This is a genomic window from Thalassotalea marina, assembly GCF_014656435.1.
Taxonomy (GTDB): domain Bacteria; phylum Pseudomonadota; class Gammaproteobacteria; order Enterobacterales; family Alteromonadaceae; genus Thalassotalea_C; species Thalassotalea_C marina.
The window spans coordinates 217578-232449 of sequence record NZ_BNCK01000001.1; the positions used below are offsets into that span (position 1 = coordinate 217578).

The 14872-nt window shown below is 40.4% G+C and carries 8 protein-coding genes; 3 read left to right on the forward strand and 5 right to left on the reverse strand.

All coding sequences use genetic code 11. The features are described 5' to 3' along the window. Together rapA and IE199_RS00965 are read right to left on the reverse strand one after the other, a co-directional pair. On the reverse strand, positions 1 to 2922 hold the full coding sequence (rapA, locus tag IE199_RS00960) for an RNA polymerase-associated protein RapA (RefSeq protein ID WP_189766851.1): 2922 nt from the start codon (positions 2920 to 2922) through the stop codon (positions 1 to 3). Positions 2923 to 3025: 103 nt separating this feature from the next. Then, entirely contained in the window at positions 3026 to 3865 is an 840-nt protein-coding gene (locus tag IE199_RS00965) for an isopenicillin N synthase family dioxygenase (protein ID WP_189766852.1), read from the reverse strand. A 176-nt stretch (positions 3866 to 4041) separates the two neighbouring features. On the opposite strand from IE199_RS00965, the gene IE199_RS00970 reads away from it, so the two are divergent. The 3 genes from IE199_RS00970 to IE199_RS00980 all read left to right on the forward strand — a co-directional run bounded on the left by IE199_RS00970 (position 4042) and on the right by IE199_RS00980 (position 7718). Next, complete coding sequence (locus tag IE199_RS00970) at positions 4042 to 4344, forward strand: hypothetical protein (RefSeq protein ID WP_189766853.1); 303 nt, start codon at positions 4042 to 4044, stop codon at positions 4342 to 4344. Positions 4345 to 4421: 77 nt separating this feature from the next. Then, complete coding sequence (locus IE199_RS00975; protein WP_229854451.1) at positions 4422 to 7001, forward strand: sensor domain-containing phosphodiesterase; 2580 nt, start codon at positions 4422 to 4424, stop codon at positions 6999 to 7001. A 189-nt stretch (positions 7002 to 7190) separates the two neighbouring features. Further along, entirely contained in the window at positions 7191 to 7718 is a 528-nt protein-coding gene (locus IE199_RS00980; protein WP_189766854.1) for an NADPH-dependent FMN reductase, read from the forward strand. 5 nt (positions 7719 to 7723) lie between these two features. Here IE199_RS00980 and IE199_RS00985 read toward each other — a convergent pair whose 3' ends face one another. The 3 genes from IE199_RS00985 to gltB form a co-directional block, all read right to left on the reverse strand. Then, on the reverse strand, positions 7724 to 8506 hold the full coding sequence (locus tag IE199_RS00985; RefSeq protein ID WP_189766855.1) for a substrate-binding periplasmic protein: 783 nt from the start codon (positions 8504 to 8506) through the stop codon (positions 7724 to 7726). Between the two features lie 345 nt (positions 8507 to 8851). Continuing rightward, entirely contained in the window at positions 8852 to 10267 is a 1416-nt protein-coding gene (locus IE199_RS00990; RefSeq protein ID WP_189766856.1) for a glutamate synthase small subunit GltD family protein, read from the reverse strand. 23 nt (positions 10268 to 10290) lie between these two features. Then, the gene (gltB, locus tag IE199_RS00995) at positions 10291 to 14751 is read right to left on the reverse strand and encodes a glutamate synthase large subunit (protein ID WP_189766857.1); all 4461 of its coding nucleotides are present in this window, start codon (positions 14749 to 14751) and stop codon (positions 10291 to 10293) included. Positions 14752 to 14872 lie beyond the last annotated feature (121 nt).

The following is a 14872-nucleotide window of genomic DNA, read 5'->3' on the forward strand; positions in this document are numbered from 1 at the left end:
TTAGTGTGTAACTACGACTAAACGAATTGCTTCAAACTTAAGCTGTGCTTTATCAATGTACTCTGTTAGCTTTGCTTGTTGCGTTTTAATAAAATCTAACTCTTCTTGACGAACACTTGGGTTGATAGCTTTTAACGCGGTCATGCGTTGCCATTCATTATCAAGCTTTTTATTCATCGACTGTTTAGCTGACGTTAAAATGGCATCGACCTCAGTTTTTGCATGCTGCTCAGCTTTTTCAACTAGTGGTGATACTTGAGTTTTCAGCGCTTTGACTAATTGAAGTGCCATTTGCTTTTTCACAGGGGAAAGCTGTTTGTCTAATACTGCTCCCGGTACTTTGTCTGCAAGGTTATTGCCACCTTTATCGAGTAATACTCGAACTGGTGTCACAGGTAAATATCGGTTGAGTTGCAATTTGCTTGGCGCTATGGCTTCAATAGTAAACAAACATTCTACAAAGAAAGTGCCCGCAGGTAACGCTGGGTTTTTCAATAAACCAATGCTTGAATTACCAACTTCATCTGATAGCACAAGATCCATAGCGCCAGTCACCATTGGATGATCCCAAGTTAACAAATGATAATCTTCACAAGCTAATGCGGTGTCTCGATTAAAGGTGACTGTGGTGCCATCTTCAGGCAAACATGGGAAGCTGCCACTTAGCATGTGCTCTGTTGGCTGTAATGCAATGGCAAAATCTGATTTATCATCTTGAGCAATGCCAAATACATCAAATACTTGAAACATAAACTGAGGTAGGTGAATTTGACCATCTTGCTGTTCAATTTCACTGACAATCTCTTGTGCACGCCCTTGACCTGAAGAATTTAATTCAAGTAACTTATCGCGACCCGTTTCAAGCTCTGCTTTTAGCGTTTGATGCAACTTACTACTAGATTCGATTAGTGCTGCAACTTTCTTGTCATCAACGGCCGCCGATAATCTGATGTCATTTAATGTGTCAATATGTGCTTCATATACGGCTCTGCCAGTAACACAGGTATGCTCAAATGCATTAAGTGCTTGGTGGTACCAATTAAACAAGGCACTTTGTGCGCTGTGCTCAAAATAAGGCACATGCAGTTTGATGGTTTGAGTTTGACCAATGCGGTCTAATCGACCGATACGTTGTTCTAGTAAGTCGGGATTTGCAGGTAAATCAAATAGTACTAAGTGATGTGCAAACTGAAAGTTTCTGCCTTCACTGCCTATTTCTGAACAAAGTAGTACTTGTGCGCTATCTTCTTCTTGAGCAAAGTAAGCGGCGGCTTTGTCGCGTTCAAAAATGCTCAACCCTTCGTGGAACACAGCCGCGCGAATGCCTTCTTTGGTCCGAAGTGCCTGCTCTAACTCAATTGCGGTTTCTGCATGAGCACAAATAACTAGCACTTTCTCTTTTTGCAAATCTTTTAACAAATCAATTAGAAAGTCGACACGAGGATCGATATCAAACCAATTTTCACGCGCATCTAAGCTAAATAAGCGCTCAGGTGTTAAGGTAAAAGCGGCCTGTTTTTGGGTTTTAATGTTGTCGATATTGTCAGACAGTAAAAAGTCTTCAAGCTTTTCTTGATAGGCCTCTGGCATCGTTTGTGGTGCCGCATTAAGTTTTCTTTCAGGAAAGCCTTTTATGGTGTTACGACTATTTCTGAACAGTATACGGCCAGTACCGTGGCGATCGAGCAACTGGCTTAATAGCGTTTTTCTCGCTTCAGCAGCTACGCTTGCATCGGTGTCCGTAAGCTGAACCAACAGTTCGTTAATATCGGTTTCTTTTAATAAATCGCGCAATACCGATTGTTGTTCATCAGTCAGGTTTACTTCTGATACTAATGCGTTGGCGGCACTGGCGACCTCAGTATAGTGGCTTTCTTCTTCAATAAATTTTTGGTAATCGTAAAAGCGGTCAGGGTCTAACAGTCTCAAGCGAGCAAAGTGGCTTTCGTGACCAAGCTGGTCTGGGGTTGCAGTTAAAAGTAAAACCCCTGGAATTGTTTGTGCAAGCTGTTCAACACATAAATATTCAATGCTGGCTGCATCAACTTGCCAATCTAAATGGTGAGCTTCATCGACGACCATTAAGTCCCATTGTTCGGCAATAAGTTCTTCATACCACTCTGGATTGTCAGTGATGAAATCTAGGTTGACCAATACCAATTGCTCTGCGCTGAACGGATTGATTTTTTCACCTTCATCGCCAGAATTAGCTATTTCTTGGCAACGTGTTTCGTCAAAAATACTAAAGCGTAAATTAAAGCGACGTAACATTTCGACTAACCATTGGTGCATTAAGCTTTCAGGTACAATAATTAATACACGTTGAGCTCTGCCGGTGACTAATTGTTGATGAATGATCAACCCTGCTTCGATGGTTTTACCCAAACCCACTTCGTCAGCTAAAAGTACACGAGGGGCAAATCGGCTACCAACTTCATCAGCAATATATAATTGGTGTGGAATTAAACTAACGCGACCACCCGTTAAACCGGATAAGTGAGATTGTTGCTGCTCAAATTGATGTTGCAAACAACTTTTGCGCAAAGCAAACCAGTCTAATCTGTCGACTTGCCCGTTAAGCAGGCGATCGTGCGGTTTGTTGAATTTAATAAAGTGATCAATCATCACTTCTTTTAATGAAGCATCTTCTGAGGTATCAAGGCGAGTACCGTGATAGGTCATGATGCCGTTGTCTTCTGATACGTTTTTTACTTCTAGCTGCCAACCTTCGTGGCTTGGAATTTTATCACCAGTATTGAACAGAACACGAGTTAGAGGGGCATTGTCTATCGCATAAGTTCTTATGTCGCCGGTCGCAGTAAACATGATGGAAACAAAGCGGTTTTCAACGGCTGTTACCGTTCCTAGTCCTTGATCTGATTCGCCATCACTAATCCAACGTTGGCCCGGTTTAAATGACATAAATATTAGCTCCAAAATTATACGATGAAAAAAAGGGGCGCTATGTTACCGTTAATCATAGCGCTGATCATCAATTAATTCTGAAAATTTACCTAAGCTGAAGTTATTTGACGCCTAATTCTTTTAAACGCTCAAGCAAGTAGCTTTTTTGAGTATGACGTTCGGATAAAACCACTTCATCTCTAGGGTGTAAAAATAGTGGTAAAGAAATACGCGACTTTTTAGCATTTTCTCCTGATGGATTAATAACTCGGTGACTTGTTGATGGAAAGTACCCGCCTGAGGCTTCTTGTAACATATCGCCAATATTAATGATGAGTTGGCCAAAGTCAGCAGGAATGTCTAACCATTGCCCATCTTTTTGTTGCACTTGTAAGCCGGGTTCATTTGCCGCTGGTAAAATAGTGATCAAGTTAATATCTTCATGTGCTGCAGCTCTTACCGCGCCAGGCTCTTCATCACCAGATAGCGGTGGGTAATGCAATACACGCAATAGAGTATTTGGTGTATCTTTTATCATCGAAGATAAAGGCTCTGAATACTTTGCTGCAACATCTGCTGGGCTGTATTTTTCAATCCAGTCTAGGAGCTCAGCAGCAAGTGCTGAAGCAGATTGATAATACTTCATTATGTTGTCTTTTAAAGACTCAGGAACTCTGCCCCAAGGATAGATATGATAATATTCTTTAATATCCTTTTTTTGATGGCCTTTTGCTGTTTCCGAGATCTCAGGTGCAAAATACCCATCTTGAGTTTCAGGATCAAATGCAAAGTCTTGCGGTGAACCTTGGGTAAAAAATTCATACCATTGTTGGTAAATGGTCTCAACAAATGCTTGTTGAATAGGGTGATTTGTTAATACACCAAACCCGGTTTCATGTAAGCTTTGCACAAACCGTTGTGGTGCGTCAGGGTGATTGTAGTCGACAACTTGAACCTGCATTTTATCGCTTCCCGTTGTAAATAAAGATAAGTGTAGTATATCAAAAGTTGTCTAAATGGTCAGGAATCTTGGCGGGTTTGTCAACAAATTAATCAACTGGTTAAAAAACTACCGTTAAATCAGAAGCCTGTTTATAATGATTTGACATGTTGTAAGGAAAACAAGAGAAAAATAATATGAAAGTATCCGTTGTGTCTTCTTCTATCGTACTATTTTTAACTGTTGGTTGCGCTAATCAACAGCCTGCCTGTGAAGATGTCGTTGTTGCCAAAGAACAATTACAACAATGTCAACAATTGCAAAAACAAATTACTGCTGCCAAAGATAAACCAATTATTCGTACTGAATTAGAACGTAGATATCAAAATGAATGTGTAGAGATGCGCTACTATCGCGAACAACATCAACCTGCGGTTTGTGGCAATAAGGAAAAGATTGAAGCATTGACAAAAGAAGCCATCAAAGAACAAAAGCAATAATGCTTTTTTCCTTAGTAAAATTTGTTACATTAGTGTTACTTTATTAATCGATTTTTTCGCTGACGATTTGTGGTGATATGACTAAGAAGTTTTCGAGTGACACAGGAAAAATGTCTCATATGGATAGTGAACTTGCTAAGCAGTCTTTACAGTTACTGGAAAAGTATCGCAAGCTTGAAGCTCGCTATACTGCGCTTTTTACGTTAAATCAACTATCCCATGATTGCGCAGACTTGAATACTTTCTATGGGCAAGTTCATCAAGCTATTGCTTCAATTATGAATGCAAACAACTTTTATGTTGTTTTACATGATCAAACTTTTAATACGCTTGAGTTCGTTTATCACGTTGATGAAAACGATACGATGCCGAGCACGCCTTTTCCCTACGAAGATTTTAAAGGCACAATGACCTGTCATGTCATTGAGCAGGGCAAACCTTTGCTTGTTACGCCAGAGAAAATGCAAGCATTGAAAGACGAAGGCATTATAAAACAAAAAGGTACTGCGGGGACTGACTGGTTAGGGGTACCTTTGATAAGCGATGGCTTTGTAATTGGTATTATGGCGGTACAAAGCTACAGCGAAACCACTCGCTATATCGACGACGACTTAGAAATGCTCACTTTTACCGCGCAGCATATCGTCACAGCGATGGCCAGATTGCAAGATAGAGATCGTTTGCAAAAAGCAGTTGATGCAAGAACTCGCGAGTTAATGCAACAGATTCGTGAACGTGAAAAATCCGAGTTATTACAAGAATCACTCTTTCGTATTTCTGAGCTTACCAGCGACACAAATATTGATATCAACAAGTTCTATGAAATGGTACACAACATTGTTGGTCAACTGATTAACGCAGAGAACTTTTTTATTGCTCGCCACAACCGTGCAGACAATATGCTGTATTTTTCCTATTACTCTGAAAGAGAATCGGAAAATGTAGCGCAAAAATACCAGCCGAGGAAATTCGGTAAAGGATTTACTGAGTTAGTCATCAGTAATAAAAAGACTTTGCTTCTTGATCCTCAAAAGATGAATGACTTATATCAACAAGGACTTACTCTTAAGCCTCAGACACAGACCAAATCTTGGCTCGGTGTTCCTTTGGTGCATGCAGGCGAAGTTATTGGTGCCATGGTTATCCAGAGTTACCAAGCCAATGTAATTTTTAGCCAGCAAGATGCTGAACTATTAAACTTCGTTTCACAGCATGTTTCTACGGCAATAAAAAGGCGTGATTTAGCGCTATTTGAAAAGCAAACACAAGAGCTTTTAGAGCAACAGGTCAAGTTGCGCACTGCAGAATTAGAAGAAGAGATTAAACAACGTAAGGCAATGCAGGAAAAGCTTAAACATGCAGCTTCTCATGATGCGCTGACAGGGTTGCCTAATCGTTCGGTGTTCTTGGATTTATTAAATCATGCAATTGCTTGCTTTACACGTAAACCAGAATTCCAATTTGCTGTGTTATTCCTCGACTTAGATCGCTTTAAAGTTGTTAACGACAGCTTAGGTCATCATGCTGGTGATGAACTGCTTAAACAGGTTGCGATTGGCTTAGAACAACTTGTACGTTCAAAAGACACTGTGGCTAGGTTGGGCGGTGATGAATTTGTGATTTTAATTGAAGATCTAGAGAGTCAGCAAGAAGCCTATGATATTGCCCAGCGTATTACCGACTTTTTAAGCCGACCTTTTAGTATAGAAAATCAGCCCGTGTTTATTGGTACCAGTATTGGCGTATTATTTAATGATGAAAGGTACACCAGCGCTGAAGTTATGTTGCGAGATGCTGATATTGCAATGTATCACGCCAAAGATATGGGTAAGGGGCGCTATGAGGTGTTTGATTCGAGCATGCATAAAAAAGTGCAAAGTGCGATGATCCTCGAAGCGGATATCCGAGAGGCGATTGCTAAGCAAGAGTTTGTCCCTTATTTTCAGCCGATTGTTCGTTTATCCGATCAGGAAATCGTTGGCTTCGAAGCACTTGCTCGATGGAAAAGTGACAAACGTGGCTTTGTGATGCCCAATAATTTTATTTCTTTGGCGGAAGAAACTAACTTGATCATGGCGATAGACATGCAAATTATAGAAAAGTCTTGCCGCCAATTAAAACACTGGTTAGCTGAGTTTGGGCATTCATCACTTTATGTCAGCTGTAACTTATATAGTAATCACTTCTTTGACGCTAGCCTGCCTCAAGAAATTGAAAACATGCTTGAAAGAGTAGGACTTCCAGCAAAACACTTAAGAGTCGAGTTAACTGAAAGAGCGTTATTGGAAAATAGCGATATTGTGCTAGCGAATATGACAGCATTAAAGCAGCTTGGTGTAAAAATATTACTTGATGACTTTGGTACAGGGTATTCAAGTTTAAGTTATTTGCATAGATTTCCACTCGATGTGTTAAAAATTGACCGCTCTTTTATTAACAATATCCATGAACACAATAATCATCAGGCAATAATTAAAACCATCATTGACTTAGCAACTAATTTGCAAATGGGCACGGTAGGGGAAGGCATTGAAAATGCTTCAGACGCTAAACTATTAGAACAAATGGATTGTATGTATGGTCAAGGATATTACTTTCACAAACCAGCTCCTGCACACGAAATAAGTCGTCAATTAACTCCTTGTATCCAGAGTTAAAATATTTAAATTGATAGTCTAGTACAGCTTGTAGTTTATTTTTATTGTTTGCATATAAGTATTAATTGCTGAGGTTTTCTTTTTATTGTGCGTCAAATGGAAATAATGTTGTGATAAATTATGGCTTAATTTAAAGGGCGTTTGTCAGTACTATGAACACATCAAGTCAAACACTATTTGGAGTCAGACATGAAAATTTTAGCATTTGGCGCAACAAGCAGTAGCAAATCCATTAACAAACAACTGGCCGTGTATGCTGCTAATTTGGTACCTCAAGCCGACGTAGATGTGCTTGATTTAAACGAATTTGAAATGCCTTTATTTAGTCAAGATAAAGAGGAGGCAATAGGCCATCCGCAGTTAGCAAAAGACTTTTTAGCTCGCATTGAACAAGCAGACGCGATAATAATTTCATTTGCTGAACACAATGGTTCTTATACTGTTGCTTATAAAAATGTCTTTGATTGGGCTTCAAGAATTAATACAAAAGTTTTTCAGAATAAGCCTATGATTATGTTGGCTACGTCTCCAGGACCTGGCGGTGCTGCGAGTGTTCTAGCGTCAGCAGTAAATTCAGCACCGTATTTCGATGGTGAGGTAAAGGGCTCTTTATCAGTACCAAGCTTTTATGACAACTTTAATTCAGATGAAGCAAAATTGGTAAATCAAGAACTTAACCAAGAATTAGCCGCCATTGTAAGTAAACTTACATCGTAATTGGGTTATTGGATATTCCATTTATTTTTGATTTGCTCGATGACGCCATCACGCTTGATGGCGTCAAACGCCTGTCTAAAATGGCTAACAACATTGGGCTTGGTTTCTTTGCTAAATGCAATACTTAAGTCGTTATTCAGCTCAGTCACTTCTTTAATTTTTTTCATTTTATTAAAATCTAAACCGAGCTTTTGGGCGCGGGTTTTTAACGTTAGTTCTGTGGCGACGATGAGATCAACTCGGCCACGATACAACATCAGCATATTCTGGTCTTCTTTGATTAATTCATAGATATTTTTAAAGTTGTTTGCTTGAAGGTATTGAGCCACATTAGAAAAGCGAGAGGCAGCAATTTTTTCAGCTTTTAACTTTTCAATATCGTCGATGTTGTCAGGGAATTTAGATTTTAACCCCCAAAAATATAACTTTTCTTTTTTTAAACTTCCGACCCAATGAAATAAAGGATCTCTTACTTCAGTATGAGCAATAGAGTAGATCATTATATTGGGAGTAGAGCGAGCTATTTCATAGGCTCGCGCCCAAGGTAATACGCGAATATTAGCTCGGCTTTGCGCTTTTTTAAATAAGGCATGAACAACTTCAGTTGAAAAGCCACTTAATGTTCCGTCAGGATTTTCGATTTGATATGGCTCTAATAGCTCAGTTACCACTTCAATTTGAAAATGGGATACGTTGCTAATGTTTTCAAATTTATGTGATGCAAGGCTATGAAAGGAGCATAGCCCTGTGACTAACATCAAGCAGTGTAGATAAAAATTTTTAAGCATACGTAATTAGTATTGTTAAATTAAATGTCAGAACATCAATCGAGTTCAATAAGCGTTAATTGAAGATTTATTACAGATGAATTTAACAAAAAAGGTGGCAATTGCCTATTGCCACCTTCATACTTTTTGGAATTGAAATTAGAATAACTTATCCTCAGGTTTGTATAAGAAATAGTGCTAAATCTAAGAAAACAATAAGTTAGCTGTCTCTTAATTTTCTAGGTCGATATTTTTGTCTGAATTCAAGGCATTTAGCAGCAGGAATAGCTAGCTATTTCGCTTCAAAATAACGCAGAAGTCAGTAAAAATAGCACCTAGAAACGCATTGTTTATGCGAAGCTGAGGTTAACTTAATACGTAATCTAAAATACCTAAGGCAGCTTTTCTTCCTTGATCGATCGCGGTAACAACTAAGTCTGAACCCAATACCATATCACCACCTGCAAAGACGTTACTTGCAGTAGTTTGTAATGCAAACTCGCTGTTAGCAGAAGCGAGTACACGACCTTTCTCGTCAAGTTCGACACCGGCATCTTGCATCCATTTTGGCGGGCTTGGTAGAAAACCAAAAGCTATCACGACGGCATCCGCTTCCATAACAAACTCACTGCCTTCAATTGGCTCTGGGCGACGGCGTCCAGCAGAATCTGCAGCACCTAGCTGTGTTTTTACAAACCTAACGCCAGTCGCTTGGCCATTGTTATTAACAACGATATCAAGTGGCTGAATGTTGAACGCAAAGTTGACACCTTCTTCTTTGGCGTTTTGCACTTCACGAGGTGACCCTGGCATATTAGCTTCATCGCGTCGATACGCACAGGTAACATGGGAGGCTCCTTGACGAATAGATGTTCTAACACAGTCCATCGCGGTATCGCCACCACCTAAAACAACGACCTTTTTGCCGGCAAAACTTACATACGGTTTTGCACCATCGCTAATGCCCATGATGTGTTGTTTATTACCAATTAAAAAGTCGAGAGCATTGTATACACCAGGGGCTGACTCATGCTCAAAACCGCCTGCCATATCGGTATAGGTGCCCATGGCTAGAAATACCGCATCGTAGTCGCTGGTCAGTGCTGAAAATTCTATATCGACACCGACATTAGTATTGAGCCTAAATTCTATTCCCATGTCTTCAAAAATGGCTCGTCGTGTTTTGATCACCTCTTTTTCAAGCTTAAATGATGGAATACCAAAAGTTAATAAACCACCAATTTCCTGATGCTTGTCATAAACAACACAGTCAACACCATGACGAGTTAATACATCCGCACAAGCTAATCCCGCAGGGCCTGCACCGACAATGGCGACTTTTTTACCTGTTGGTGTAACATCAGATAAATCTGGTTTCCAACCTTGAGCAAATGCAGTATCGGTTATGTATTTTTCAATATTTCCGATAGTGACTGCGCCAAACTCATCATTTAAGGTACAAACTGATTCACATAATCTATCTTGTGGACATACGCGGCCGCACATTTCTGGCAAACTATTAGTTTGATGACATAAGTCAGCGGCTTCAAATATTTTCCCTTCTGTAACCAACTCGAGCCACTGAGGAATATAATTGTGAACAGGGCACTTCCACTCACAATAAGGGTTGCCACAATCAAGACATCTATCTGCTTGACCCGCACTTTGCTCCGCTCCAAGTGGATTATAGATTTCAACAAAATCTATTTTTCTTTCTTCAATTGGTTTTTTAGGCGGATCAATTCGTTTCACATCGATAAATTGATATACGTTTTTACTCATAATAAATCTTCCTCTCGCGTTCGTTATTGCGCTTGAACGCGAAGTTCAGCAGATGAGCGACTACGGTGGCCAAGTAGTGTTTTTACGTCTGTCGCTTTAGGTTTAACTAGTTTGAACATTGGTGCGTAATACTCAAAATTATTGAGAATGTCTTGAGCTCTCAAGCTGCCAGTTTGTTCAAAATGCTGGCTAATGATGCCGCGTAAATGCTCCATATGAATGTTATATTCGGTAACCGATAACATTTCGATAGATTCGTCATTCATACGGACGTTAAAATCGTCAGCTTCATCCAGTACATAAGCAAAGCCGCCAGTCATACCTGCACCAAAGTTTACGCCAACCTGTCCAAGAATAGTGACAATACCGCCAGTCATGTATTCACAGGCATGATCACCGGTGCCTTCAACAACGGCTTGGCAACCTGAGTTGCGCACGGCAAAACGTTCACCCGCGCGACCACATGCATACAAATGCCCACCGGTTGCACCGTATAAACACGTGTTGCCAGCAATCATTGTTTCATGGCTTTTGTAAGCTGTACCCTTAGGTGGCTTGATGGTGATTCTACCGCCGGTCATTCCTTTACCGACATAGTCATTGGCATCACCGGTTAAGGTTAACTCTAAGCCGCCAGCATTCCATACACCAAAACTTTGGCCTGCCGTACCTGTTAGATTAATTTTAATTGGCTGACTTGCCATGCCTTGGTCACCATGATGGCGTGCAATTTCTCCTGATAGGGTAGCGCCAACAGAGCGATCAACGTTTTTAATGTTGAATCTAAATTCACCACCAGTACTTAGTGCAACTGCGTTTTTGGCTGCTGCTAGTATTTGTTGGTTTAATTTACCTTCGTCAAAAGGATTGTTTGCTTGAGTTTGATATAAAGCTGATCCTTGTGGAGCTTTAACAGGAGCTATAATTGGACTTAAATCGAGCTTTTGCTGTTTGGCACTTATACCTGCAAGTGGTTCTAGCAGATCTGTTCTACCAATAATCGCGGTAAGGCTTTCAACACCTAACTCTGCAAGTATTTCTCTAACATCTTGTGCAATAAACTTAAAGTAGTTCATTACCTGCTCTGGCAAGCCTTTAAAAAATTGCTCTCTCAACACATCATCTTGTGTAGCAACACCTGTTGCACAGTTATTTAAGTGACATATACGTAAGAATTTACAACCTAAAGTCACCATAGGGGCTGTACCAAAACCAAAACTTTCAGCACCTAAAATTGCTGCTTTGACAATATCGAGACCTGTTTTCAAACCACCATCAACTTGTAGTCTTACTTTATGACGCAGCCCGTTACTCACTAGTGACTGATGCGCTTCAGCAAGACCTAACTCCCACGGACAACCTGCGTATTTTACCGAGGTTAATGGACTCGCACCGGTACCGCCGTCGTAACCTGAAATAGTAATAAAGTCGGCATATGCTTTAGCTACGCCTGATGCAATAGTACCTACACCTGGGCCCGATACTAATTTGACAGAAATGACTGCAGTTGGATTAACTTGCTTTAAGTCGAAAATTAGCTGCGCCAAATCTTCAATAGAATAGATATCGTGATGTGGCGGAGGTGAAATTAAGGTCACGCCAGGGACAGAAAAACGTAACTTGGCAATTAATGGGGTAACCTTATCGCCAGGTAACTGACCACCTTCACCGGGTTTTGCACCTTGCGCTACTTTAATTTGCAGAACGTCTGCATTAACCAAATAGTGAGGTGTTACGCCAAATCGCCCAGAGGCAATTTGTTTGATTCGTGAGTTTTTCACTGTACCAAAACGACGTTCATCTTCACCACCTTCACCTGAGTTAGAAAAACCACCTAACCGGTTCATGGCAATAGCAAGCGCTTCGTGCGCTTCAGGGCTCAATGCGCCAATTGACATCGCTGCACTATCGAAGCGTTTAAACAAATCAGCTTCAGTTTCAACTTGATCAATAGAAATTGCATTGTTTCCAGATTTTAGTGCTAGCAAATCACGCAAAGTGGCAACAGGGCGGTTATTTACCGTGTCGGCAAATACGCGATATTCGCCGTAGTCACCACTACGCACTGCTTGTTGTAACGTACTAACTACATCAGGGTTATATGCATGGTATTCACCACCATGAACATATTTTAATAAACCGCCGTGATTGAGTTTCTGATGTGGTAAAAAAGCTTTTCTAGCTAAATTAATATTATCTTGCTCTATGTCTTCAAAGTCGGCGCCTTGGATGCGGCTAGGAAGATCTGGAAAACACAATTTCATGATGTTTTCATGCAAGCCTATGACTTCAAAAAGTCCAGCACATCGGTAACTAGCAATGGTTGAAATACCCATTTTAGACAAGATTTTCAGTAAACCTTTGTTGATACCATTGCGATAATTAGTGACCGCTTCTCTTGCACTTAACTCAATTTGTCCTTGTTCAACGAGTTGTTCAATAGTTTCAAATGCTAAATAAGGATAAATTGCTGTTGCACCTAGGCCAAGTAATACAGCAAATTGGTGAGAATCACGCGCCGAGGCAGTTTCAACGATAATATTTGAATCACATCTCAGCTGTTCGTCAACTAAACGTTTTTGAACAGCACCTACAGCCATCGCGGCAGGAATAGGTAATAGTTCTTTGCTAACTTTACGATCAGAAAGCACCAAGATTACGGTATTTTTATTGCGGACTTGATCTACTGCTTCATCACATAAGCGTACAATTGCCGCTTGCAAGCCTTCTTCTGGTAGATAATTGAGCGATAGGGTTGCACTGCGATAGTGATCTGGATCGAGCTCTCTTAACTGTTTTAACCCCGTATACATTAAAATTGGTGTTTCAAACAAAATTCGATCGGCGTGCCCAGTTGTTTCATTAAATACGTTATGTTCACGTCCTATACACGTCCCCAGTGACATTACATAGCGTTCACGCAAAGGATCGATAGGTGGGTTAGTAACTTGGGCAAACTGTTGTCGGAAGTAGTCATACAAGGTTCTTGGCTGACTAGACAACACGGCCATTGGGGTATCATCTCCCATAGAGCCTGTAGCTTCCTGTCCATTTTCGGCTAGGGTTTTAACCACTTGTTGAATCTCTTCATAGCTATAATTAAATAGCTTGTGGTATTGCGCCATTTCTTTATCGTTAAATACCCGTTGGCCAATTAACTCAGCTGGTAATTTATCAAAAGGAACCAAACGACGAATGTTGGTATTTAACCATTCGCGGTATGGGTGTCTAACTTTTAGGTCATTATCAATATCTGTAGAGCTAAATACTTTACCATTGTAGGTATCAATGGCTAACATCTCTCCAGGACCAACACGTCCTTTTTCGACAACTTCATCTTCGCCGTAATCCCAAATACCAACTTCAGAGGCTAGTGTTATAAAGCCATCTCGGGTGATGACATAACGAGCAGGGCGCAAACCGTTTCTATCTAAGTTACATGCAACATGACGACCGTTTGTCATTACTATGCCCGCTGGACCATCCCAAGGCTCCATATGCATCGAGTTAAACTCATAAAATGCTTTTAGATCATCATCCATTAATGGACTGTTTTGCCAAGCAGGAGGCACGAGTAATCGCATCGCACGAAACAAGTCCATACCACCTGCTAAGAATAATTCCAGCATATTATCTAGTGACGATGAATCTGAGCCACTTTCGTTAACAAATGGTGCCGCATCGTGTAGGTCAGGCAATAATGGAGATTTAAATCTGTAAGTTCTTGCTCTGGCCCATTGTCGGTTGCCTTTAATGGTATTTATTTCACCATTATGAGCTAAATATCTAAAAGGTTGAGCTAAATGCCACTGTGGAGAGGTGTTTGTCGAAAAACGCTGATGAAATACACAAATAGCGGTTTGCATACGAATATCTGCTAAATCCAAATAAAAGTTTGGCAGATCGGCAGGCATCATCAAGCCTTTATAGATTGTCACTAAACAAGATAAGCTAGCGATGTAAAACTTTTCATCTTCAATGTGTTTTTCTGCACGACGTCTGGCCATGTATAACCGACGCTCTAAGTCTCTATTTCTCCAGCCCGGAGGCGCATCAACAAAAATTTGCTCTATTGTCGGCATATTGCTGGCTGCAATATCCCCTAAAATAGATTGATCAGTGGGAACTTGTCGCCAACCAACTATTGTTAATGTTTCTTGTGCAAGTTCTTGCTCTAAAATCTGTTTTGATTTAGCCGCGATCACAGGATCAGGGTTTAAAAAAATCATACCGACAGCGTATTTTCGTCCAAGCTTCCAATTATTTTCTTCAGCTACTGCTCTAAAAAAGCTGTCCGGCTTTTGCATCAATAATCCACAACCATCGCCGGTTTTGCCATCAGCATTAATACCACCGCGGTGTTGCATTCTATCTAATGCAGAAATGGCTGTCTTAACGAGCTTATGACTGGTTTCACCGTATTGGTGAGCTATTAAACCAAATCCGCAATTGTCTTTTTGATAGTTGGGATCATAAAGCTGCATGTTTGTTTCTCCTAAAAATAACTACCTTTCCGGAAACAGAGTTGTTTTTAGAATAATACTATGCCTTTTTTGCATAATTACTCTGTTTTTGCCCAAAGGGAACTGATTACATTAAACGCAA

Excerpts from the sequence above, each read along its gene's own strand:
- IE199_RS00970 (WP_189766853.1), top strand. The coding sequence starts at position 4,042 with ATGAAAGTATCCGTTGTGTCTTCTTCTATCGTACTATTTTTAACTGTT.
- IE199_RS00980 (WP_189766854.1), top strand. The coding sequence starts at position 7,191 with ATGAAAATTTTAGCATTTGGCGCAACAAGCAGTAGCAAATCCATTAAC.
- rapA (WP_189766851.1), bottom strand. The coding sequence starts at position 2,922 with ATGTCATTTAAACCGGGCCAACGTTGGATTAGTGATGGCGAATCAGAT.
- IE199_RS00985 (WP_189766855.1), bottom strand. The coding sequence starts at position 8,506 with ATGCTTAAAAATTTTTATCTACACTGCTTGATGTTAGTCACAGGGCTA.
- gltB (WP_189766857.1), bottom strand. The coding sequence starts at position 14,751 with ATGCAGCTTTATGATCCCAACTATCAAAAAGACAATTGCGGATTTGGT.
- IE199_RS00965 (WP_189766852.1), bottom strand. The coding sequence starts at position 3,865 with ATGCAGGTTCAAGTTGTCGACTACAATCACCCTGACGCACCACAACGG.
- IE199_RS00990 (WP_189766856.1), bottom strand. The coding sequence starts at position 10,267 with ATGAGTAAAAACGTATATCAATTTATCGATGTGAAACGAATTGATCCG.
- IE199_RS00975 (WP_229854451.1), top strand. The coding sequence starts at position 4,422 with ATGACTAAGAAGTTTTCGAGTGACACAGGAAAAATGTCTCATATGGAT.